Here is a 20,862-nt window from a genome sequence, read left to right as displayed (position 1 = left end):
ACGCGCACACGAGGGGAATCACGTTGCCTGACCAGCAGCATCCGTTGACGGCGGCCCGGACGAGGGACCTGGCGGTCCTCCGGCGCGAGCTGCGGCTCGCCGCCGAGGGGCCCCGGTTCGTCCGGCTGACCGGCGAGCCGTGGAGCGGCAAGAGCCGCCTGCTGCGGCAACTGGCCGCCACCGCGCACGAGGAGGGGTGGACGGTGGCGTCCGGGCGGATGCCCAGGGTGGGCCGGACCCGGCCCTTCGAGGTGGTGGCCGACGCCCTGGACGACCACCTGGCCCGCGCCGACGGCACGTTGTTCGAGCGGCTCGGCGAGGTGCGCACCCGCGCGCTCGCGCCCGTCTTCCCCGCCCTCGCCACCCTGCCGGGAGCGGGGGAGGAGCCCGACCCCGGCGCGGCGGTCCGCGCCCTGCGCGCCCTGGTGGGACTGCTGGGGGAGCGCGGGACGCTGTTCGTCCTGGACGACGTGCACCGGGCCGGCCCGGAGGTCCTCGACCTGATCGGCCACCTCGTCCGGAACCCGCCGGCCGGCCCCGTGCTGACCGTCTTCGCGCACCGCTCCGTGCCGGGGGCCCGTCACCTGGCGGCCGTCCCGTACGACGCGCCGGGCGTGCGCCACCTCGCCCTGGGCCCGCTGCCCCCGGCCGACGCCCGCGCCCTGCTGCCGCCCGGGACGCCGCCGCTCGCGGCCGAGCTGGTGCTGCGCGACGCGGCGGGGGTACCGGGGCTGCTGCACGCCCTGGCCCGGGGCGCCGCGCCCGGCGCGTCCTTCCACGCGACGGCCGAACTGGCCACGGGCGTACCGCCGGTGCTCGCACCCGCCACCGTCGACCTGCACACGCTGTCGTCGCTCGGCTGGCGCTGCGCGTGCGCCGCCGCCCTGCTCGGCGACCCGTTCACCGCCGCCGCGCTCGCCCCCACCGCGGGCGTGCCGCTGGAGCAGGCACTGGCCGGGCTGGACGAACTCCACGACGAGGGGCTGGTGCGGCCCGACGGCGCGGCCGGCACGCGGTTCCGCTTCGTCCGCCCGGCGGTACGGGCGCTGGTCCACCACGCCTCGGGGGCCGGCTGGCGCAGCGCGGCGCTGGGGCGCGCCCTGGAGGCGCTGCGGGCCGGGGCCGCTACGCCGGCCGGCCGGCCGGACGGTGCAGGGGGCGGTGCGCAGGACGAGGACGCCGGCGTCGCAGCGGCCCGCCGGACGCTGGCCGCACACCTCGAACACGCCCCCGGGATCGGCCTGGAGGACGTCCGGGCCCTGGCGCTGAGTGCCCGCGAGGGCCTGTACACCCGGCCCGCGCGCTCCGCCGCCGCCCTGCGCCGGGTGATGGCCACCGGGCCGGTACCGGTGGAGGTCCGCCTGCTGCGCAACAAGGCGCTGGCGCTGTCGGGCCGGCTGGAGGAGGCGGTGCGCGGCTACGAGGAGACCGGACCCCGCTCGCACGAGGACCGGCTGCCCGGCGGCCGGACCGACACGGCGGTGTGGCAGGCCCGTGTCCTGCGCTGGAGCGGCCGCCACGCGCAGGCCCGGTCGGTGCTGGACGGGGACGGCGGCCTGCCCCCGGCGGGCCCCGCCGCCGACGCGGAACGGGCGGCGCTGGCCCTGGAGCCGGGGGCCGGGGCCGGTCCGGGAGAGGCCCGCCCGGCGGCCGAGCAGGCCCTGCGGACGGCCCCGGCGGACGATCCCGGGGCGCGGGCGCACGCGTACGCGCTGCTCGCCGCCGCCCGTGCGGCGGCCGGTGACGTCGAGCCGGCCCGGGCGGCGGCGGACGCGGCGCACGCGCTGCTGGCGCGGACGGGGGAGCCGGGGCGGGCCGCGCACCTGGAGGCGCTGCGCTGGCTGGGGGCCGCCGAGACCGGGATGGGCGAGCCGGAGCGGGCGGCCCGGTACGCCGAGCGGGGCCTGGCGGCGGCACTGGAATACGGGCAGGCGCATCTGGCGGGGCTGTTGGCCCTGGGCCTGGCGGAGGCCGCGCTGTCCGCCGGGGACACCGAGGGGGCGCGGGCGCGCATCCGGCTGGCGGCCGCGCTCGCGGAACAGACCGCCGTGCCCGCTCTCGCGGCGGCCGCCCGGGAGGCGGAGCACCGCACCGGGGCGCCGACGGGAGGGTCGCCCGACGCGAGCCGGCTGTCCCTGCTGAGCGAGCGGGAGCGCGTGGTCACCGGGCTGGTGGGAGAAGGGCGTACGAACCAGCAGATAGCCGCCCGGCTGGACATCAGCGTGAAGACCGTGGAGACGTATATGAGCCGAATCTTCAAGAAGCTCGGGATGAATTCCCGGACCCAGGTCGCCCACGTCGTCGGGATGAGTGCCAATATCCGCTGAACGCCGCCGGATGCAAGTGCCATGGACGGTATGTTTTGTATATCTCTTCGGCCTATTCATGCCGAAGCCCCGCCGGTTTCGGAAAAACTTTTCCGAAAACCAGCGGGGCGAACGGTCCGGCTCTACCGGCGGGGGATCCGGGAGCCCGTGCCCCGGATCATGTCCCCGCGCGCTTGTGGCCTGCTAAAGGGTGGGGTTCAGGGGCAGGTGAGCTCCCAGCGGTCGTCCATCGGGCAGTTGACCACCGTCTCGCTCACGCGCAGGTCTGCGAGGTTCTTCGGGGCGGTCACCGTGATCTTGGTAACGGCCTCGGACGCCTGGGCCGCATTGGTCCAGGCCATTCCCCATACGCCGAACGCGAGAACGATGGCGGTTGTGGCATTTCGGATGGAAGCGCTGCTCATGTCTAACCCCCGTGTCGACAACTTTTGTTTGCAGGAACATCCTGACCAGCGGACACGGCGCCTCCAAGCCAAAAGGGCAGGCGTAAAGTTGCCTGGCAGCAAGTCCTGTCAGCACATGGGGGTGTCAAACGGGATGTCGGGGAGTTCCCTACACGGGGCCGAGTTCGGCGAGTTGGACGACGCGAGTGCGTCCGCCTATCAGCACGCCGTCCTGCTGGGACGTTTCGTCCGTGCGGAGATCGCGTCCGCTCTGCGGGTGACGGAGCAAGAGGCCGGCCGGGTGGAGGAGACGCTCACCACGCTCCGCCTGCTCCGGCCGATGCCCGGCCGGCCGGACGAACTGGTCCCGGTGAGCCCGGACGCGGCGGCGGCGGACCTGGTGGGCCCCGCCGAGGCCGAGATCCGCGAGATGCAGCAGGCGGTGAGCAGCGTCAAGACGCAGATGCTGGGACTGCTGCCCGCCTACTTCGAGACCCGCCGCAGACGCAATCAGGCGGAGGCCTTCGACGTCATCAGTGACGTGGGAGTGCTCCAGTCGATGCTGGACGAATGGGGCACGCGCTGCCGCCTCGAACTGCTGACCTCCCAGCCGGGGGGCTCCCGCCGGCCGGGGGCCATGGAGACGGCCCTGCCGCTGACCCTCGACCGGCTGCACCGCGGCGTGCACGTCCGGCACCTGTACCAGCACACCGTCCGCAGCGACCTGGCGACGACCGACTACGTGCGCGCGGTCACGGCCAAGGGCGCCGACGTGCGCACCACGGACGAACTGGTCGACCGGATGCTCATCTACGACCGCGAGGTCGCCTTCCTGCCCGAGCAGCACGTGGAGGGCCGCTCCCCGGGCGCGATCGTGGTCCGCGAGCCCACGCTCGTCGCCTTCCTGTGCAAGGTCTACGACCACATGTGGGCCGGGGCCGCGCCGTTCACCCCGGGGGACGAGGACGCCGCCGACATCGCCGACGACCTCAAGCGGTCGATCATCCGGCTCATGGCACAGGGCCACAAGGACGAGATGGTGGCCCGCCGGCTCGGCATGTCGGTGCGCACCTGCCGCCGCCACATCGCCCGGATCATGGAGGAGATGGAGTCCACCAGCAGGTTCCAGACCGGGGTCAACGTCGCGCTCTACGGGCTCCTCGGCGCCGACTTCTCCCCCTCTCCCGCGGCCGCGGGAGAGACCGCCGGGCTCGGTACTAGCTGACGGGCAGCAACCTGCCAGGCCCCACGGCTGGTTCCCTCCGCCGGCCCCCCGGCAGCCTGGTGCCTGCGGCCCCGGCACCCGGCGGGGCCGGAGGGAGGGCCAGCCATGGACACCGCCGTCATCGCCGCGGGACCGTCTGCCACCAGGGCCGCCGCGCGGCACCTGGTGCACCGTCCGCAGCCCTGGGACCGGCACGGCGGTGCCGCCGCGCCTCCCGTGGCGCAGGAGTTCGTCCTGCTGGGCGACCTGACGTCCGCTCACCCGCTCTTCGACGACGGCCCGGCCCACTTCCACGACGTGGTGGCGGCGGCCGACATGCTCCGCGAGGTCGGCGAGTTCATCGGCCGCACCCACTTCCGGGTGCCCGGGAACCGCACCGGCATCTTCTACCGCGTGGGCATCGAGTCCCGTGACATCGGACCGTGGCGCACCCGGCCCGGGTCCGCGCCCGCGCGGCTGGCCACCACGATGAGCGTCCGCCCCGACAAGGTCATCGACGGGGTGCCGCGCGCACTGGAGTTCCGCACCGCACTGGAGATCGACGACGTGCCCTGCGGCACGGGCACCGCGAACCTGGTCTTCCTCGCCCCGATGGTGCACCGCAACCACCGCGAGCACAGCCGCCTGGCCGCGCTCTCCTCGGTCGCCGGACAGGACCGTCCGGCCGCCGCCGTCGCCCCCGTCGACCCCGAGGAGGTGGGACGCCGCGATCCGGCCAACGTCCTGCTGCACGGCCCCCGCGGCCCCCGCGACGGCCGGCTGTCCGTCGGGGTGTCCGTGCCCCCGCACTGGCTCGGCGAGCGCGCCGCGCGGGACGGGCACGTGCCCGCGCCGGCGCTGCTCGAATCCCTGCGCCAGACGTCCCTGCTGGCCGTGGGACGCGGCCACTGCCTCGAACCCGGGCGCAGCGCCCTCGCCTCGCTCCAGGTCCACGTCCGCGGGTACGCCGAGGCCGATCTGCCGCTGCGCTGCGCCGCGGTGACCGGCAGACCGGGACGGGACGCCGCGGGCCGACGCACGGCGCCCCTCACCCTGACCCTCACCCAGGCCGGCCGCACCGTCCTGGAGGCGACCACCGTGGTCGTCGAGGACCACTGACGGGAGCGGCTCCACGCCCGCCGGGGGCGTCAGCGGGCGGCGGCCCGCAGTGCCCGCCCCAGCGCCTCGGCGGCCTCGGCGTCGAGCATCGTGGTGATCTCGGTGTCCAGGGTCCGGCCCAGCCCCGCGTCGTACACCGCCGCGCTGACGCAGAACGCGACGCCGCCGACGTCGAGGCCGTACGTACGGAACGCCCACTCCGTACCCGAACCGGGAGTGCCGTCCGGCCGGTGCACGCGGGCCGGACGGTCGTCCGGCCCGAAGCCGAACTCGGTGAACCGGAACTGCATGCCCTGGCCGATGGCCTTGCTGTAGGCCTCCTTCAGGGTCCACAGCCGCACCAGCCGCGGATTGCGCTCCGCCGGGTCCAGCCCGGTCAGGTGCAGGCGCTCGGCCGGGGTGCAGATGTGCCGGTCCAGGCCCTTGCTGTAGATCTGGCGGTCCGCGAGCTCCGCGTCGACACCGACGAGCCCGCGCGTCGTCAGGCCCACCAGCAGCAGGTCCCCGGTGTGGCTGAGGCTGATGTCGATCTGGTCGCAGCCGCGCAGGTACGGCCGCCCGGTCGGCCCGTAGGTGAGCTCGAGGTCCGCCGCGTCCGCGTGCAGGGCCGCCGCGGCCGCGTGCTTGAGGAGCCGGCGCGAGGCCGCGTACCGCTCCCGGATGTCCTCGTGCCCCATGCCGCTGTAGCGGGCCCAGTCGCGGCCCAGCACGGCCCGCAGCGCGGGCCCGTCGGGGTCCCGGGGGCGCCAGTCCGCGAGGGTGCCGTGCACCAGGGCCGTCCCGTGGGTGCGCAGGTCCGTGCGGACCGCCTCCCAGTCGGTGCCCTCGGCGCGCACCGCGATCGGCTCGCCCGGCGGCAGGGACGCCCCGGCGTTCACAGCGCACCGCCCCGGGGCGCGGGCCGGGCGCCGGCGGCGGCCAGGACCTCGGTGTGGATCTGCGCGATGCTGCGGGCCCGCAGCACGGCGGAGACGGGCACGCGGCTCCCCGTCTCCTGCTCGATCAGCATGACCAGCCGGAGCAGGTGCACGGAGTCCCAGGACGGCAGGGCGTCCAGGTCGGCGCGGGCCTGCTCCTCGGTCAGCTCCAGTCCCAGTTCGTCGCCGATCAGGGCGAGGAAGCCCGGGAGGTCAGCGGGTGGTTCCGGCAGGCTCATCGTCGTCCCCTCCGAGGCGTGGATCGGTGGTCAGGTGGTCGGGTACGGGGGGCAGGTGCGCCAGGTCGTGGCGGTAGTGCAGCGTGCCGTCGGGGTCCCCGGCGGTTTCGGTGAAGCCCAGTGAGGGGTAGAAGCCGGCCGCCCTGGCGTTCTTGGCGGTCGGCCGGTGGAGGGCGTGCACGGCCGGCAGGCCGCGGGCCGCCGCGTGCGCCAGCAGGGTCGCGAGGACGGCCTGCTCGACCCCGCGCGCGAACACCCGGCAGCTGAGCCAGAAGCCGTCCAGGTGCAGCCCGTCGTCCGCGTACCGGCCGAGGACCGCGCCCGCCAGGCCGCTGTCGCCGAACCGGTCGCCGACGTGCACCCCGAGCAGCAGGCCCGCCCGGTCGGCGGCGAGGGCGGCGACCCGGTCCGCGCCGAGCCGCTCGCCGGTGAGGTTGAACTGGTTGGTGCGCAGCGACAGCTGGACGATCCGGTCCCGCTCGTGCGGCCGCGGCGGCGCGATCCGGACACGGACGCCCAGACCGCGCAGGTACTCCTCGTACGATCCGCTGCCGTGCTCCAGCTCCGCGCGGGCGGCCGCCTCGTGGTAGCGGGCGGTCCGCGCGAGGTCGTCGCCGGTCAGCCGGGGGGTGTCGAACCAGCCGTCGGCCAGCAGACGGGTGACGTGCAGGGCCGGTTCCGTGCCCAGCGGCACCACGGCGGCGGCGGGCAGCCGGGTCCGCACCAGGGCGCGCTCGGCGGGGGAGTCGTCGGCGAGGAGCAGCGCGTCGGCGCCGATGCCGAGCGCGGCGGCGATGTCCCGCAGGTTGCCGTCCTTGGGCTCCCAGTTGGCGTGGACGCGTACGAAGTCCCCTTCGCGCAGCAGCATGTCCGGGTGGTCGCGGAGCACGCCGAGGACCGGAGCGGAATCGTTCTTGCTGCTGATCGCGAGCAGCACCCCCTGCGCGGCGAGCTGCCGCGCGGTCCGCTGCAGGGCCGCGTGCGGTTCCCCGGCCAGGGTGCCGGCGGCGGCCGTGATCCCCTCGGGCCCGTCGTCGCCGAGGATCCCCGCCCACAGGGTGTCGTCCAGGTCCAGGACCAGGCACTTGCGGGTCATGCCCCGGTGGGCGCGCAGCACGTGCACGGCCTCCCGGGCGTAGGCGGCGAGCAGCTGCTCGGTGTACGGGGCGTGCGTGTACAGGGCCAGGCGCGGGTCGGCGGCCGGGCCGCCGTCGGCGATCAGCGGCTCCAGGTCGACCACGGCCACCGTCGGGTGTTCGGCGGCCAGCCGCAGCAGCCGGGCGTTGAACTCCCGCCACACCGCCGCGAGCAGGGCCCGCTCCCGCTGGCCGACGAGCTGCTGGAGCCGGATCCTGGGCAGGGGAAGGGTGTTCAGGACGAGCGGACCCGCGGGGTCCGCGGCGTGCCCGCCGGCGAGCGCGCGCAGCCGCTCCAGCAGCCGCGCGCCGGCGGCCTCCACGTCCTGCCAGGTCCACGGCTCCGGGAGCTCGTCGAAGACGGCACCCGCGTCGAGCACGCACAGCGTCAGGTCGGGCCGTCGGCGGCGCAGTTCACCGTCGTCGCTCAGGTCGCGCAGGTAGGCGCCGTGGTCCCCGGACAGCACCTCGGGGAGCAGCCCGTGCCGGGCCAGCTCGGCGACCAGCGGGTCGGTGAGCTGGACCAGGGTGGAGTGCCCGGTGACGGCCACCGTGACGCGGGGGGTGTCCGGGTGGTGGGCGAGGACCTCGGCGGGCGGGAGCGCCGCCAGGACCCGGCCGGCCCGCACCAGGTCGGTGCGGACGGCCTCGGGCTCCCGGTCCCCGTGGTCGGTCAGCTCGGCCAGCAGCGGGGCGACGCGGGGCCACTGCGCGGCGAGCCGGCCCGCCCGGCGCAGGGCGCGCAGCTCCCGCACCGGGTCGGGGGGCGCCGCGGGACGCGGAGGCGCGGCGGGCGCGGCGGGCGCGGCGGGCGTTGCGGGGGAGGAGGCGGGGGCGGCGGGGTCGGTCATCGGGCGCCGTCCGTCTCCGGGACCCGCTCCAGCGCCAGGCCCCCCTTGATCCACTTGCTGGACTCGACCACCACCGCCAGGGCCCGCTCGCCGTCGCCGAGTTCCCCGGCGAGCCGGTCGAGCTGGATCAGCGGCAGGGCGTTGCCGGTGTTCCCGGTGTCGGCCACGCAGGACACCTCACGCAGTTCCGGAACGTCCAGGTGCTCGGTGATGCGGGCCGTCATCCGGCCCGAGAGCTGCGGGGGCAGGACGTAGGCGACGTCCTCGCGGCACCAGCCGGAGGCGGTCAGCAGCTCCCAGAAGATCTCCGAGGCCATGGCGGGGACGCTCTCCTCGATGGCCTTGTAGTCCTCGAACAGCATCTGCCGGCCCGCGGTGTGGCGGGCCACGCCCTGCCAGTCGACGATCTGGCCGGGTGCGCGGCCCCGCCCGGTGAAACGGTGCAGCAGACCGCGTACGGCGATGGCCTCGCCGACGGGCTCCGAGGCCACCACGGCCGCTCCCGCCCCGTCGCCGAACAGCACGTAGTTGACGAGCTCCTCCGTGGGCAGGCTGACCGCCTCGCGCGCCGGGTCCAGGAACCGGTCGGTGACGTCCCCGCCGACGACGAGGCCCGCGCGATGGCCCCCCGCGAGCAGCGCGCGGGCCAGGTCCAGCGCCTGTACGGCACCCGAGCAGCCCGCCTGCAGCTGGAAGGCGGGCAGGTGGCTCAGGCCCAGCCGGTCGGCCACCACCGTCGCGGTGGTGGGCAGCAGGGTGTCGGGCGTGGCGGTGGCCAGGATCAGGAAGTCGAGGTCGGCGGGGGCGAGCCCGGAGCCCGCCAGGGCGCGCCCGGCGGCCTCGGCGCACAGGTCGGCGAGGCTGTGGGTGAGGGTGCCGGTGCCCAGGTCCCAGCAGAAGTGGCGGCTGCGGGTCCCCACGAAGAGGTCGATCCACTCCTCGCTGATCCCGAACACCTTGCCCAGGGTGGCGTTGTCCACCGGGTCGCCGGGCAGGGCGGTGCCCGTGCCCACGACGTACAGGGCGGTCTCGGTCACTGGTGTCACGGTCGTACCCCCACACTGATCCACTCGCCGACGAAGTCGGCCAGGGTGCCCACCGAGCGCAGCGCGGGCAGGAGTTGCTGCACCGCGATGCCGCCGGCCTGCGGCAGCGTGGTCTCGATCCGGTCCTTGAGCTGCATGATCATTACAGAGTCGAAGCCGAGGTCCTCGTAGAACCTGGAGTTCCGGTCGACCCTTTCGGGCGCGTAGTCGCCCACCTCCACCACGGCCCCCACGACGGCGGCCAGCACCGGGTCCGCGGACCCTTCGCCTGCGCCCCTTTCCGCCGCGGCCGGCACCGGCCCGCCGGCCGCCCCGGCCGGGACCGCGACCGGGGCAGGGATGGGAACCGGGCCCGAGGGGGCCTGCGCGCGGCCCGCCGCCGCGTGCCAGAAGCGGTGCTCGGTGGAGAAGGCGTACGGGGGCAGCCGCTCGGTGGTGCGCCAGGCGGGCTCGTACAGCTCGTCCCACCGCGGCTCCAGCCCGGAGCGGTACAGCGCGGCGACGGTCTCGGCCAGGTCGCGGGCCGTCGCCTCCCGGCCCGGCGACGGATGCAGCAGCCGGATCCCGTCGGCCAGCCCGGACCGTCCCGCCAGCTGGACCAGCTGCGGCGCCGGGCCGATCTCCACGAGCGCGGTCGGTGCGGTCCGCGCCACCAGGTCGGCCAGCGCGTCCGCGAACAGCACCGGCCCGGCCGCCTGCTCCGCCCAGTAGGCGCCGTCCATCGGCTCGTCGGCCAGCAGCCGCCCGTACCGCGTGGAGGCGACGGGGATGCGCGGCGCGGCGGGCGTGATCCCCGCGGCTGCCGCGGCCAGCGGCTCCAGCACGGGGGCCATCAGCGGTGAGTGGAAGGCGTGCGAGACGCCGACCGCACGGCAGTGCGTACCCCGCCCGCGCAGCACCCCGGCGACCCGCTCCAGCTCCGCCACCCCGCCCGACAGGACGGTGCTGCGCGGGCCGTTGACCGCGGCGAGGGAGACGCCCCGCCCGGCGTCGAGGAACTCCTCGACCGCCTCCCGCCCCGCCCGCACCGACAGCATGCCGCCGCCCTCCGGCAGCGCGTCCATCAGCCGGGCCCGCTCCGCGACCAGCCGGGCCGCCTCCTCCAGCGTGAGCACCCCGGCGCTCACGGCCGCCGCGAACTCCCCGACGCTGTGCCCCAGCACGACGTGCGGCCCCGCGCCGAGGCCGCTCAGCGTGGCCGCCAGCGCGTGACCGACCGCGAACAGGGCCGGCTGCGCCCAGCGGGTCCGGTGCAGGGCCGGATCGCCACCGAGGATCAGGTCGCGCACCGAACCGCCCAGGTGCGGGGCGAGCGCCGCGTCGGCCTCGTCCAGCCGGCGCCGGTACAGCGCCGACTGCCGGTACAGGGCGGCCGTCATCCCCGGCTCCTGGACGCCCTGGCCGGTGAAGAGGAACCCGATGACCGGCGGACGCCAGGCCCGGTCGGCGATCCCGGCGGCCAGCCGCCCGTCCTCGGCCGCCGCGCGCAGCGCCGCCGCCAGCTCGACCGTGTCGGTCGCGGTGAACGCCGCCCGGTAGGGCAGCCCGGTCTTGACCCGGTTGCTGGTCCAGCACAGCGCCGCGGCGTCCCCCCGCGGGCGGGCGGCCACCGCCTCCGCCTGCGCGGCCAGGTTGCGGCGCAGCGCCTCGGGGGTGTCGGCCGACAGCGTGAACACCCCGGCCGGCGCGGCCGCCGCCCGGCGGCGTCCGGTGCGGGCCGTACGGGGCGCGGCCGCGAGCACCGCGTGCGCGTTCGTCCCGCCCATGCCGAAACTGCTCACGCCCGCCACCACCTCGCCCGCCGGCAGCCGCACCGGCGCCTTCAGCAGGGCCAGCCCCCGTTCGGCGAGCCGGAGCTGCGGGTTCTCCCGGTCCGCGTACCGGCTCGCGGGCACGATCCGGTGGTGCAGCGCCAGCGCCACCTTGATCAGCCCGGCGATGCCCGAAGCCCCCTCCGTGTGCCCCAGGTTGCCCTTGACGGAACCGATCGCGCACGGCGCCTCGCGCGGCACGCCGTGCACCTCGCCCAGGGCCCCGCACTCGATGACGTCCCCGAGCGCCGTACCCGTGCCGTGCGCCTCGACGAACCGCACCTGGTCGGCGGTGACCCCGGCCCGCCGGTACGCGGCCGCGACGACCTCCCGCTGCGAGTGCCGGTTCGGCGCGGTGACGCCGTTGCTGCGCCCGTCCTGGTTGACGGCGGTGCCCCGGATCACGGCGTAGACCCGCTGCCCGTCGGCGAGCGCGTCCTCCAGCCGCCGCAGCACCACCACGCCCACGCCGTCACTGCGCGCGATGCCGTTCGCGTCGGCGCTGAACGGCCGGCACCGGCCGTCCGGCGAGGCCAGCCCCATCTGCGCGTACACCAGCCCCAGCGCCGGCGTCAGCACCAGGTTGACCCCGCCCGCCAGCGCCGTCCCGCACTCCCCGGACAGCAGCGAGTTCACCGCCAGGTGCACGGCGACCAGCGAGGACGAGCAGGCCGTGTCCACGGACAGGCTCGGCCCCTTCAGGTCGAGGTGGTACGAGATGCGGTTCGCGGCCATGCCCGCGCTGGACCCGGCACCCAGCTGCGGGGTCACGCGCCCGTAGTCGCCCAGGTGCAGCTGGCCCCACTCGCTGCCCATCATGCCGACGAACACCCCGGTGTCGCCGCCCGCCAGGGACCGCGGGGAGCGCCCCGAGTCCTCCAGGGCCCGCCACGCGCACTGGAGCAGCAGCCGCTGCTGCGGGTCCATCGCCGCGGCCTCGCGCGGCGACACGGTGAAGAAGTCGTTGTCGAACACGTCGGCGTCGTCGATGAAACCGCCGCGCACCGGCGTCTCGTACCCCGGCCCGAACCTGCGCGGGCCGGGCTGCTCGCCGGTCGCGTCGCCGCCGCGCATCAGCAGGTCCCAGTAGGCGTCGGGGCCCGGCGCCCCCGGGAAGACGCAGTCCAGCCCGACCAGGGCGACGGAGGGCGAGCTCACCGGGAGACCCCCGCGGCCGGAACCGTCACGCCCCGCCCGCCGAGGTACGCGACCAGCGCGACGACGGTCGGGTGGTCCCAGGCCAGCGACGGGTCCACGGCGATGTGGAACGTGTCCTCGATGTCCCCGCACAGGCTCAGCGCCCCCACCGAGTCCATGCCGTACTCGGCGAGCGGCACGGTGGGGTCGATGCTGTCCGGCAGCCGGTCGAGGTAGACGGCGAGGCGGTCGGTCAGCCAGTGGTGCAGCGGGGCCGCGCTGTGCGGCGACACGGACAGGGACATCCCTGGACTCCTTGTGTGCGGGCTGGGGGGTGTTGCGAACGTCCTGTGCCGTGGGCGCCGTGCGGGACTCTCGCGGCACCCCCCAGGGGAAGCGGTGGTCGGGGCCGTCGCCCGTCAGCCGGGAAGCGGGGTGTTGTGCAGGTCGTAGCTGCGCCGGTCCCCGAAGCGGGCCAGCACCTCCTGGTGGACGCGCGCCAGGCACTCGGGGGGCAGCTCCACGGGCGCGGCGCCCAGCCTGGACGTGATGCGGTGCAGGGCGGCCGCCGCCCAGGCCGGATCGGCCAGGAACGGGTCCAGGCCGTGCCGGTTGTGGCGGCGTACGCCGAGCACGGCCGCGGCCGCCAGGACCAGCACGTAGCGGTCCGTCAGCGCGAACCAGGCCGGTCCCACCGGCGTTCCCCCGTCCAGCGGCGGCAGCGCGAGCACCCGCCGGCGCAGGTCCCGCAGCTCCTCCACGAGGTGCTCCGCCATCGTGCGCAGGGCCCGCTCCACCGGATCGCGCCCCGGCGGCTCCGCGGCGGCGGCCAGCAGCGAGGCGCTGAGGCTGTCCCGCCCGCTGGCCAGCGCCAGCGCGTCGTAACGGAACGCCGGCAGGGGCGCGTCGGGCTGGAACAGCGCGGCGGGGGCCTCCTCCTCGGCGAACCACGAGCGGCTCGCCAGCTGCCTCAGCTGCGGGATGACCGTCGCCTGGCAGGCGACGGTCCCCGCGTGGCCGAGACTGATCACCGGCACGTCCCGGATGTGCTTCTGCAGCACCCCGACGGTGCCCTCCCGGGTGTACAGCTGCGAGCCCAGCACGGTCGACAGGTCGTACATCGTCTCGATCAGCACCCGCGGCAGCAGCAGCTTCACCGCCGCCGAGTACACGCTGGTCTCGGCGGGCAGCAGGTGCAGCGCCCGGGTGGCGACGACCGCCAGGCAGTCGTACAGCAGCAGGTTCACGAACGCGCCGGTCAGCGTGTTCGCGGTGTGCTGCGGGTCCACCGGCGCGGTGCCGGCCGCGCCGGGACCCCGCTGACGGTCCACCAGCACGGCCGTGCGCAGGCTCGTGTCCACGGCCGCCACCGACAGGGAGGCCATCAGCGTCCGGCTCATCTGGAACGACTGGAGCGAGGTCGCCACCCCGCTGCCGGGCGCGCCCAGCAGGGCGTCGGCGGGCACCGGGCAGTCGTCGAAGCGCACGCCCGAGAAGAAGCAGGACCGCAGCCCCACCGCGGCCGGCCGCCGCTCCGTACGGTAGCGGGCGGCGGGCAGGGTGCGCGGGTCCAGCAGCAGGGCGCTCTGCGTCCCGCCGGGGAAGTGGTCGCCGGTACGGCAGAACAGCACCAGGGCGTCGGCCCGGTGCAGGTTGTTGACCACCGGCTTCGCCCCGGTGAGCGACAGGCCGCCGCCGGGGCGCAGGTCCGCGGAGATCTGGTTGCGGACGAAGTCGTTGGTGTGCGCGGTCTCGTGCTGGGCGATGGCCGCCTTCGAACCGTCCAGCAGCAGGCCACCTAGCCACGACCGCTGCTCCTGGCTGCCGCGCATCCACACGTCGGAGGCGGCCATGAAGGTGGTCATGCCGTAGCCCATGCCGAGGGACACGTCCCGGCGGAACACCGGACGCATGACCCGCAGCAGGCCCTCGGCGGAGTCGAAGCGGCCGCCGAGCTCGCGCGGGACGAACTCGCGGTGCATCCCGAAGTCGTCCAGCAGCCCCTCCGCCTCCGGCGACAGCGCGGCCGCCTGGTCGGAGGCGAGCAGCGCGCGGTGGCCCGCCGGGTTGCCGGGCTCGGCCGGGTCGCCGAGCAGGGCCTCCAGCGCGGCGGCCCGGACCCGGCCGCTCGTCGACTCCCGGGACGGCGCGGGCCGCCGCACCGGCGCCCGGGGGGCCGGTCCGGCGGCGACGGCGACGGCGCTCACCACGCCGTCTCCGCGGCGGCCCGGGCCGAGGGCCGCAGCAGGTCGTTGCCGAGCAGCGTGTCGCGCGGACGGACCAGGGCCTGCACGGCCGGGTCGAGGACCTCGTACGCGCCGCTGACCTCGCCCGCCAGGAACAGCTTGCGGATCAGCGTCCGCTGGATCTTGCCGCTGGTGGTGCGGCGCAGCGTGCCGGGCCGCACCAGGAGCACGTTGGCGGCGGGCACGTCGAAGTCCTGGCCGATGAGGATCTGGATGCGCCGGGCCAGGGCGCGCAGCGTCTCCCAGTCCGCGTTCTCGGGGCGCACCTCGTGCACGACGACGAGCTGCTCGCGGTCCGCGTCCACGGTGAACACGGCGCCCTGGCCCGCCCCGAGGGACGGCTCCGTCTCGCGCACCGCCCACTCCACGTCCTGCGGATAGATGTTGCGCCCGTTGAGGATGATCATCTCCTTGAGGCGGCCGGTGACGTACAGCTCGTCCCCGTCGACCGCCCCGAGGTCGCCGGTGCGCAGGAAGCCGCTGTCCCCGTCGTCCACCATCGCCTGGAAGGTGCGGGCGGTGTCGGTGGGACGGCGCCAGTAGCCCTGCGCGACGCTCTCGCCGCGCACCCAGATCTCCCCGACCCGGCCCGCCGGCACCTCGCCGCCGACCACCGGCTCCACGATCCGCACGTCGAAACCGCGTACGGTGCCGCTCCCGACGAGGGTCCGCACCGGCTGTCCGGGCCGCGGCGGGCGCAGCTCGTCGTACTCCAGGCCGGCCGCGTCGACCGTCAGGGTGCGCGGGCCGCGGCCGGGCGTGCCGCCGGAGACGACGAGCGTCGCCTCGGCGAGCCCGTACGCCGGGAAGAGGCTCTCGCGCCGGAATCCGGCCGCGGCGAAGCGCTCGGCGAAGGCCTCCAGGGTCTGGTGGCGCACCGGCTCGGCGCCGTTGACCGCCAGCCGCCAGCCGCTCAGGTCCAGGCCGGCGAGCTGCTCGTCGGTGATCCGCCGCAGGCACAGGTCGTAGCAGAAGTTGGGGCCGCCGCCGATCGTCACCCCGTACTCGCCGATGGAACGCAGCCAGCGCACCGGCCGCTTGACGAACGCGGTGGGGGACATCTGCACCGACGAGGTGCCCAGCCACAGCGGGTGCAGCAGATGGCAGATGAGCCCCATGTCGTGGTAGTGCGGCAGCCAGCTGCCGAACACGTCCCGGTCGGTGGACCCCAGGACCTCGCGCATGGCCTCCATGTTGGCGAGGAGGTTGCGGTGACTGACCATCACACCGCGCGGCCGGGAGGTCGAACCCGAGGTGTACTGGAGGAACGCCAGGTCCTGCGGACCGGTGCGGGGCGGCTGCCAGGCGTCGGCGTCCACCCCCTCCTCCACGTCGGTCGCCAGGCACACCGTCTCGCCCCGGCCCGCCATGGCCAGCCACAGCGACACGTCGGGGGCGTGGGCGGAGTCCGTCAGCACCAGCTGCGCGCCGGTGTCGCGGATGATCCCCGACACGCGCTGCAGCCGCTCGCCGCGGTCACCGGGGAGCGGGGCGGGAACGGCGACGGCGCCCGCGTACAGGCAGCCGGCGAACGCCTTCAGGAAGCCGGGGCCCGGCGGGTACAGCAGCAGCACCGGCTGCCGCAGGGCGCCGTGCTCGCGCAGCCGCACCGCGATGGCCCGGGCCGCGCGGTCCAGCTCCCCGTACGTGAGGTGCTCGGCGGCGGCGCCCGGGGCGTCACCGAGGAACACGTGAGCGTCGCGCTCGCCGAGTGCCGCGGCCCGGCCGCGGAGCACATCGGTGAACGTAGCGAATCCAGTCAACGTCAGCCCCCTTCTGGCGCACCCGGGGCAACTGCCGAACGCCCGGCGCCCCTGCCGCCAACGCCTCGGCATGCTCCACGGCGCGCCTAAAGCATGGCTTGCGGGTCCCGGCCAGGGTGCCCGGCACCGGATCAGGGGTCCGGCTGTCCGAAGCCGGGGGTGCGCCCGGCCCTAGGGTGACGGGGCCGGGCAGCTGGGGGAGTCTGCCGCCACCCGTGCCACCGGAGTGCCGAGGAGCGGGGGCTGCATGCGATTTCGGGTGTTGGGGCCACTGGAAGTGGACGCGGCCGGCCCGGGCGCGCAGCGCGTCACGCCGCGCGCGGCGAAGATCCGCGTGGTGCTCGCGACGCTGCTCGTACGGCCCAACGAGATCGTGTCCGTGGGCAGCCTCATCGACGAACTGTGGGGCGAGGACCCGCCGCGCACCGCGACGACCACGCTCCAGGTCTACATCTCGCAGCTGCGCAAGCTCCTGCACGCCGCCGACCCCGAGACGGGCCGCGACTGCCTGGTCACCCGCCCGCCCGGCTACCTCATGCGGCTGGACCCGGACCGGCTGGACCTGACCGCCTTCGAGGACCTGCACGCCCGGGGCCGCGCGGCCATGGCCCGCCAGGACGCCGGGGCCGCCGCCGACCTCCAGCGCCGCGCGCTCGCGCTGTGGCGCGGCCCGCTGCTGTCCGACACCCCCCACGGGGCGCTGCTCGACAGCACCGCGATCCGCCTCGGCGAACTGCGCACGGCCGCGCTGGAGCAGCGCATCCGGGCCGACCTGCTCCTGGGCCGCCACCACGAACTCGTCGGTGAGCTGCGGGCGCTGGCCGCCGAGCTGCCGATGCGCGAGGAGTTCCACGCCCACCTGATGGTGGCGCTCTACCGCACCGGCCGGCAGGCCGACGCGCTGGAGGCCTTCGCCCGGCTGCGGCGCACCCTCGTCGACGAACTGGCGATCGAGCCGGGGCCGCCCCTGCAACAGCTCCACGGCCGCATCCTCGACGGGGACACCGCCCTGCTGGGCCCCTCGGGTGCCGGTGCGGCACCGCACCGGACGGGGCCGGACCGGGCGCGGTCCGCGCCGCCCGCGGGCGGACGCGGTACGGCCCCACCGTCGACCGCCCCCGCCGCCGCGCCTGGCCGGCCGGCCGCCGGCGGACAGGCCGGCGGGCCGTACGCCGGTCCGCTCGCGGCGCCGGTCGCGGGAGCGGACGCCGGCCCGTTCGCGGGGCCGTACGACGGGCGGGCCGCCGGTCCGTTCGCGGGGCAGGCCGGCGGGCCGTACGACGGTCCGTTCGCGGGGCAGGGCGCCGAACCGTACGACGGGCGGGCCGCCGGGCCGTACGACGGGCAGGGCTCCGGTCCGCAGGCGGGGCAGGGCTCCGGTCCGCAGGCGGGGCAGGCCGCCGGGCCGCAGGCGGGGCGGGCCGCCGGGCCGTACGCGGGGCAGGCCGCAGGGGCGGGCGACGGGCAGGGTGCCGGGCCGTACGGATGGCCGTTCGCGGCGCCGTTCGGCGGGTCCGGCCCCGGGCTGCCGACGGGCGCCGGGCCCGTCGGTGAACTCCCGCCGCCCGACCCGCTGTTCACCGGACGCGACGAGGAGCTCGGCGCGCTGCGGACGCTCCTGCGGGACGTCCCCGCGGGCGGCTGCGTCGCGCTCGCCGGCCCCGCCGGCGTGGGCAAGACCGCCCTCGCCCTGGCCGTCGCGCACCAGGCAGACGACCTCTTCCCCGACGGCCGGGTGTTCCTCACCCTGCGCGACGACACCGGCGCACCGCTCGACCCCGCCGCCGCCCTCACCCTGCTGCTCCACCGCTGCGGGGTCCCCGGGCCGCTGCCCGAGGACCTCGACGGGCTGCGCCGCACCCTGGACCGGCTCACCCCGGGCCGCCGGATGCTGTTCGTGCTCGACGACGCGGCCGACGCGGAGCAGGCCCGCCACCTGCTGCCCACGACCCCCGGCAGCACCGCGCTGCTGACCTGCCGCCGGACCCCGGCGCTCCCGGTCACCCGGGCGCACCTGCTGGACGTCCCCGCCCCGGCCCAGGCCCGCCGGCTGCTGCTGGCCGCCTCGGGCCGCGACGGCGAGGACGACGGGCCCGACGGGGCCTGCGCCGCCGTCGTGGAGGCCTGCGGCCGGCTGCCGTCGGCCGTACGGGCCCTCGCGGGCCGGCTGGCCGTCCGCCCGCACTGGAGCGTGGCCTCCCTGGCCGCCCGGCTGTCCGGCGAACACGCCCGCCTCGCCGAACTCCGCTCCGCGCAGCCCGGCCTGGACGCCGCGCTGCGCGCCGGGTACGACGAGTCCGGGGCACCGCTGAAGCGCGCCTTCCGGCTGCTCGGGCTGCTGCCCGCCGGCCCGTTCACCACCGCCGACGCGGCCGCCCTGTTCGGCACGCCCGAACCGGCCGCCGAAGCCGTGCTGGAGAGCCTCGTGGAAGCCAGGCTGCTACGGGCCGAACCCCTCGGCGGCTACCGCCTGCACGTCCTGTGGCGGCTGCTGGCCGGCGAACTCCTCACCGCGGAGGAACCCCCCGGCGAGGCGGCCCGTGCCGTGGGCCGGCTCGCCGACGCCCTGGCCGCCGAGGCGCGGCGGGCCGACGGACCGCCGCACGCCGCCGAGTGGTTCGCGGACCGTCGCACCGCCCTGGTCTCGGCCCTGGGCCGGGCCCACGCGGCCGGACTGTGGGCCCGCACCGTGCGCCTCGCCGACGTCCTCACCGCCCCCCTGGAGGCCCACGCGGCCTGGGACGACTGGGAACGCGCGCACACCCTGGCCCTCGACGCGGCCGAACGCTCCGGCGACCTCGGCGCCCAGTCCCGGCTGCTGTGCTCGCTCGGCGACCTGGCCTGGCAGCGCCGCCGCACCGACGCGGCCCGCGGGCTCTACCGGCGGGCCCTGAGGGCCGCCGACGGCGCCGACGCTCGGCCCGAACGCGACCGCGCCCTGACGGGCCTGGCCGAACTGAGCCTGGACGCCTCGGCCGTCACGGAGGCGGCCCGGCTGATCGGCCAGGTCCTCGACGCGGAACCCGCCGACCCCCGCGACCACTACGAGGCCCGCCGGGTCCGGGCCCTGCTCGCGCTGGAGACCGAGGGCCCGGCCGCCGCGGAGCCGCACTTCGAGCGCTGCCTCGCCCTGGCGGCCCGGCTCGGCGACCGGCGGCGCGAGGCGTACGCGGCCCGCTGGCTGCGCCACGTCCGCGGCGGCCTCCCGCTGCCGGACTGGACGGAGACCCGGCCCGGGGTGTGGCGGCTGCGCGCCGCCGCCTGAGCCGTACCGGCGGACCACCGACCGACCGGGCGACGCGCGCGCGTCACCCCGTACCGACGCAAGACGTAAGGAGAGACATCCGTGCTCACGGCGCTGCAAGGGGTGTACGGGGACCGCGCGGACGCGGTCACCGTCGCCGGCCGGACCGCCTCGTACGAGGAACTGCTGGGCGCGGCCGGAGCGGTGGCCGCCGACGTGGCCGGCGCGCCCGCCGTCGCCGTCGAGGCCACGGCCTCCCTGGAGACCGTCGCCGCGGTGGCCGGCTGCCTGCTGGCCGGGGTGCCCGTGGTGCCCGTACCGCCCGACGCGGGCACCGCCGAACGCGAGCACGTCCTGCGCGACTCGGGCGCCTGCCCCGTCACCGTGGACTTCGCCCGCCGGGCCGCCTGGAGCGGCCCCGCACCCGCGGCCGACGCCCCCGCGATGATCCTCTACACCTCCGGGACCACCGGCGCGCCCAAGGGCGTCGTCCTCGGCGGCGCCGCCATCGCCGCCGGACTGGACGCCCTCGCCGAGGCCTGGCGGTGGACCGCCGAGGACACCCTCGTCCACGGCCTGCCGCTGTTCCACGTCCACGGCCTGATCCTCGGCGTGCTGGGCGCGCTGCGCACCGGCAGCCGCCTCGTGCACACCGGCCGGCCCACCGCCGCCGCCTACGCAGGCGCCGGCGGCAGCCTGTACTTCGGGGTGCCCACGGTGTGGTCCCGCGTCGTGGCGGAGCCGGAACATGCCAGGGCGCTGCGCTCGGCGCGGCTGCTGGTCTCGGGCAGCGCCCCGCTGCCGGAGCGGGTCTTCCGCGGCCTGGAGGAGCTGACGGGGAGCCGGCCGGTCGAGCGGTACGGGATGACGGAGACCCTGATCACGGTGAGCGGCCGCGCGGGCGGCCCGCTGCGGCCGGGCGCGGTGGGGACGCCGCTGCCCGGCGTCCGGACCCGGATCGCGGCCGGGCCCGGGGAGGAGATCGGCGAACTCCAGCTGACCGCGCCCACGTTGTTCTCCGGCTACCTGGGGCGGCCCGAGGCCACGGCGGCCGCGTACACCGAGGACGGCTGGTTCCGGACGGGCGACATCGCGGCGGTCGACGCGGACGGCACCCACCGTATCGTGGGCCGGGCCTCCGTCGACATGATCAAGTCGGGCGGGTACCGGATGGGGGCGGGGGAGATCGAGAACGCCCTGCTGGACCACCCCGGTGTCGCGGAGGCCGCCGTCGTCGGGGTGCCCGACTCCGATCTGGGCCAGCGCGTCGTGGCGTACGTCGTGGCCTCGGGGGTGACCGGGGCCGAGCTCACCGACTTCGTCGCCGCACGCCTCTCGGCGCACAAGCGGCCGCGCGAGGTGCGGTTCGTCGCCGCGCTGCCGCGCAACGCGATGGGCAAGACGCAGAAGCGGCTGCTGCTGTCGCGGGAGGGGTGAGG

The 20,862-nt window shown here is 76.4% G+C and carries 14 protein-coding genes; 5 read left to right on the top strand and 9 right to left on the bottom strand.

Translation table 11 applies throughout. The annotated features are described in order from the left end of the window. Positions 1 to 23 precede the first annotated feature (23 nt). Entirely contained in the window at positions 24 to 2,327 is a 2,304-nt protein-coding gene (locus D1J60_RS36540; protein ID WP_125824809.1) for an AAA family ATPase, read from the top strand. Positions 2,328 to 2,524: 197 nt separating this feature from the next. Here D1J60_RS36540 and D1J60_RS37625 read toward each other — a convergent pair whose 3' ends face one another. Beyond that, positions 2,525 to 2,668, bottom strand: a complete 144-nt coding sequence (locus tag D1J60_RS37625) for a hypothetical protein (RefSeq protein WP_164721132.1) — start codon at positions 2,666 to 2,668, stop codon at positions 2,525 to 2,527. A gap of 319 nt (positions 2,669 to 2,987) precedes the next feature. On the opposite strand from D1J60_RS37625, the gene D1J60_RS36535 reads away from it, so the two are divergent. Both D1J60_RS36535 and D1J60_RS36530 read left to right on the top strand, forming a co-directional pair. Further along, complete coding sequence (locus D1J60_RS36535) at positions 2,988 to 3,935, top strand: LuxR C-terminal-related transcriptional regulator (RefSeq protein WP_241253725.1); 948 nt, start codon at positions 2,988 to 2,990, stop codon at positions 3,933 to 3,935. 105 nt (positions 3,936 to 4,040) lie between these two features. Further along, positions 4,041 to 5,033, top strand: a complete 993-nt coding sequence (locus D1J60_RS36530; protein ID WP_125824808.1) for an AfsA-related hotdog domain-containing protein — start codon at positions 4,041 to 4,043, stop codon at positions 5,031 to 5,033. A 29-nt stretch (positions 5,034 to 5,062) separates the two neighbouring features. On the opposite strand, the gene D1J60_RS36525 is transcribed toward D1J60_RS36530, so the two are convergent. From D1J60_RS36525 to D1J60_RS36490, 8 genes are all read right to left on the bottom strand, one after another. After that, positions 5,063 to 5,911, bottom strand: coding sequence for a 4'-phosphopantetheinyl transferase superfamily protein (locus D1J60_RS36525; RefSeq protein WP_125824807.1), 849 nt, complete (start codon positions 5,909 to 5,911; stop codon positions 5,063 to 5,065). Continuing rightward, the gene (locus tag D1J60_RS36520; RefSeq protein WP_125600024.1) at positions 5,908 to 6,189 is read right to left on the bottom strand and encodes a phosphopantetheine-binding protein; all 282 of its coding nucleotides are present in this window, start codon (positions 6,187 to 6,189) and stop codon (positions 5,908 to 5,910) included. Before D1J60_RS36520 ends, D1J60_RS36525 begins: the two co-directional genes overlap by 4 nt. Continuing rightward, a complete protein-coding gene (locus D1J60_RS36515) occupies positions 6,164 to 8,176 on the bottom strand; it encodes an HAD-IIIC family phosphatase (RefSeq protein WP_241253724.1) in 2,013 nt (670 codons plus the stop codon). The genes D1J60_RS36520 and D1J60_RS36515 overlap by 26 nt, the downstream gene beginning before the upstream one ends. Beyond that, positions 8,173 to 9,213 carry a 3-oxoacyl-ACP synthase III family protein gene (locus tag D1J60_RS36510; RefSeq protein ID WP_164721131.1) on the bottom strand — a complete coding sequence of 347 codons (1,041 nt, stop codon included), beginning with the start codon at positions 9,211 to 9,213 and terminating at the stop codon, positions 8,173 to 8,175. Before D1J60_RS36510 ends, D1J60_RS36515 begins: the two co-directional genes overlap by 4 nt. A gap of 5 nt (positions 9,214 to 9,218) precedes the next feature. Next, positions 9,219 to 12,191 carry a type I polyketide synthase gene (locus D1J60_RS36505; RefSeq protein WP_241253723.1) on the bottom strand — a complete coding sequence of 991 codons (2,973 nt, stop codon included), beginning with the start codon at positions 12,189 to 12,191 and terminating at the stop codon, positions 9,219 to 9,221. Then, the gene (locus D1J60_RS36500) at positions 12,188 to 12,475 is read right to left on the bottom strand and encodes an acyl carrier protein (protein ID WP_125596660.1); all 288 of its coding nucleotides are present in this window, start codon (positions 12,473 to 12,475) and stop codon (positions 12,188 to 12,190) included. Before D1J60_RS36500 ends, D1J60_RS36505 begins: the two co-directional genes overlap by 4 nt. A gap of 114 nt (positions 12,476 to 12,589) precedes the next feature. Beyond that, complete coding sequence (locus tag D1J60_RS36495; RefSeq protein ID WP_241253722.1) at positions 12,590 to 14,377, bottom strand: acyl-CoA dehydrogenase; 1,788 nt, start codon at positions 14,375 to 14,377, stop codon at positions 12,590 to 12,592. Beyond that, positions 14,374 to 16,179: a fatty acyl-AMP ligase gene (locus D1J60_RS36490; RefSeq protein ID WP_241253721.1), complete on the bottom strand. Its 1,806-nt coding sequence runs from the start codon at positions 16,177 to 16,179 to the stop codon at positions 14,374 to 14,376. The genes D1J60_RS36495 and D1J60_RS36490 overlap by 4 nt, the downstream gene beginning before the upstream one ends. 247 nt (positions 16,180 to 16,426) lie before the next feature. On the opposite strand from D1J60_RS36490, the gene D1J60_RS37785 reads away from it, so the two are divergent. Further along, positions 16,427 to 19,444, top strand: a complete 3,018-nt coding sequence (locus D1J60_RS37785) for a BTAD domain-containing putative transcriptional regulator (RefSeq protein ID WP_206436702.1) — start codon at positions 16,427 to 16,429, stop codon at positions 19,442 to 19,444. An 81-nt stretch (positions 19,445 to 19,525) separates the two neighbouring features. Further along, entirely contained in the window at positions 19,526 to 20,860 is a 1,335-nt protein-coding gene (locus D1J60_RS36475; protein WP_125824802.1) for an AMP-binding protein, read from the top strand. Positions 20,861 to 20,862: the final 2 nt, after the last annotated feature.

The organism is Streptomyces sp. W1SF4 (assembly GCF_003950035.1).
GTDB lineage: Bacteria > Actinomycetota > Actinomycetes > Streptomycetales > Streptomycetaceae > Streptomyces > Streptomyces racemochromogenes.
The sequence above is the reverse complement of the archived record's forward strand: the minus strand, read 5'-3'. Positions and strand labels throughout refer to the sequence as shown.

What these genes read in the sequence shown, in the direction of transcription:
- D1J60_RS36530 (WP_125824808.1), top strand. Translation starts at nt 4,041, where the DNA reads ATGGACACCGCCGTCATCGCCGCGGGACCGTCTGCCACCAGGGCCGCC.
- D1J60_RS36520 (WP_125600024.1), bottom strand. Translation starts at nt 6,189, where the DNA reads ATGAGCCTGCCGGAACCACCCGCTGACCTCCCGGGCTTCCTCGCCCTG.
- D1J60_RS36515 (WP_241253724.1), bottom strand. Translation starts at nt 8,176, where the DNA reads ATGACCGACCCCGCCGCCCCCGCCTCCTCCCCCGCAACGCCCGCCGCG.
- D1J60_RS36500 (WP_125596660.1), bottom strand. Translation starts at nt 12,475, where the DNA reads ATGTCCCTGTCCGTGTCGCCGCACAGCGCGGCCCCGCTGCACCACTGG.
- D1J60_RS37785 (WP_206436702.1), top strand. Translation starts at nt 16,427, where the DNA reads ATGCGATTTCGGGTGTTGGGGCCACTGGAAGTGGACGCGGCCGGCCCG.
- D1J60_RS37625 (WP_164721132.1), bottom strand. Translation starts at nt 2,668, where the DNA reads ATGGCCTGGACCAATGCGGCCCAGGCGTCCGAGGCCGTTACCAAGATC.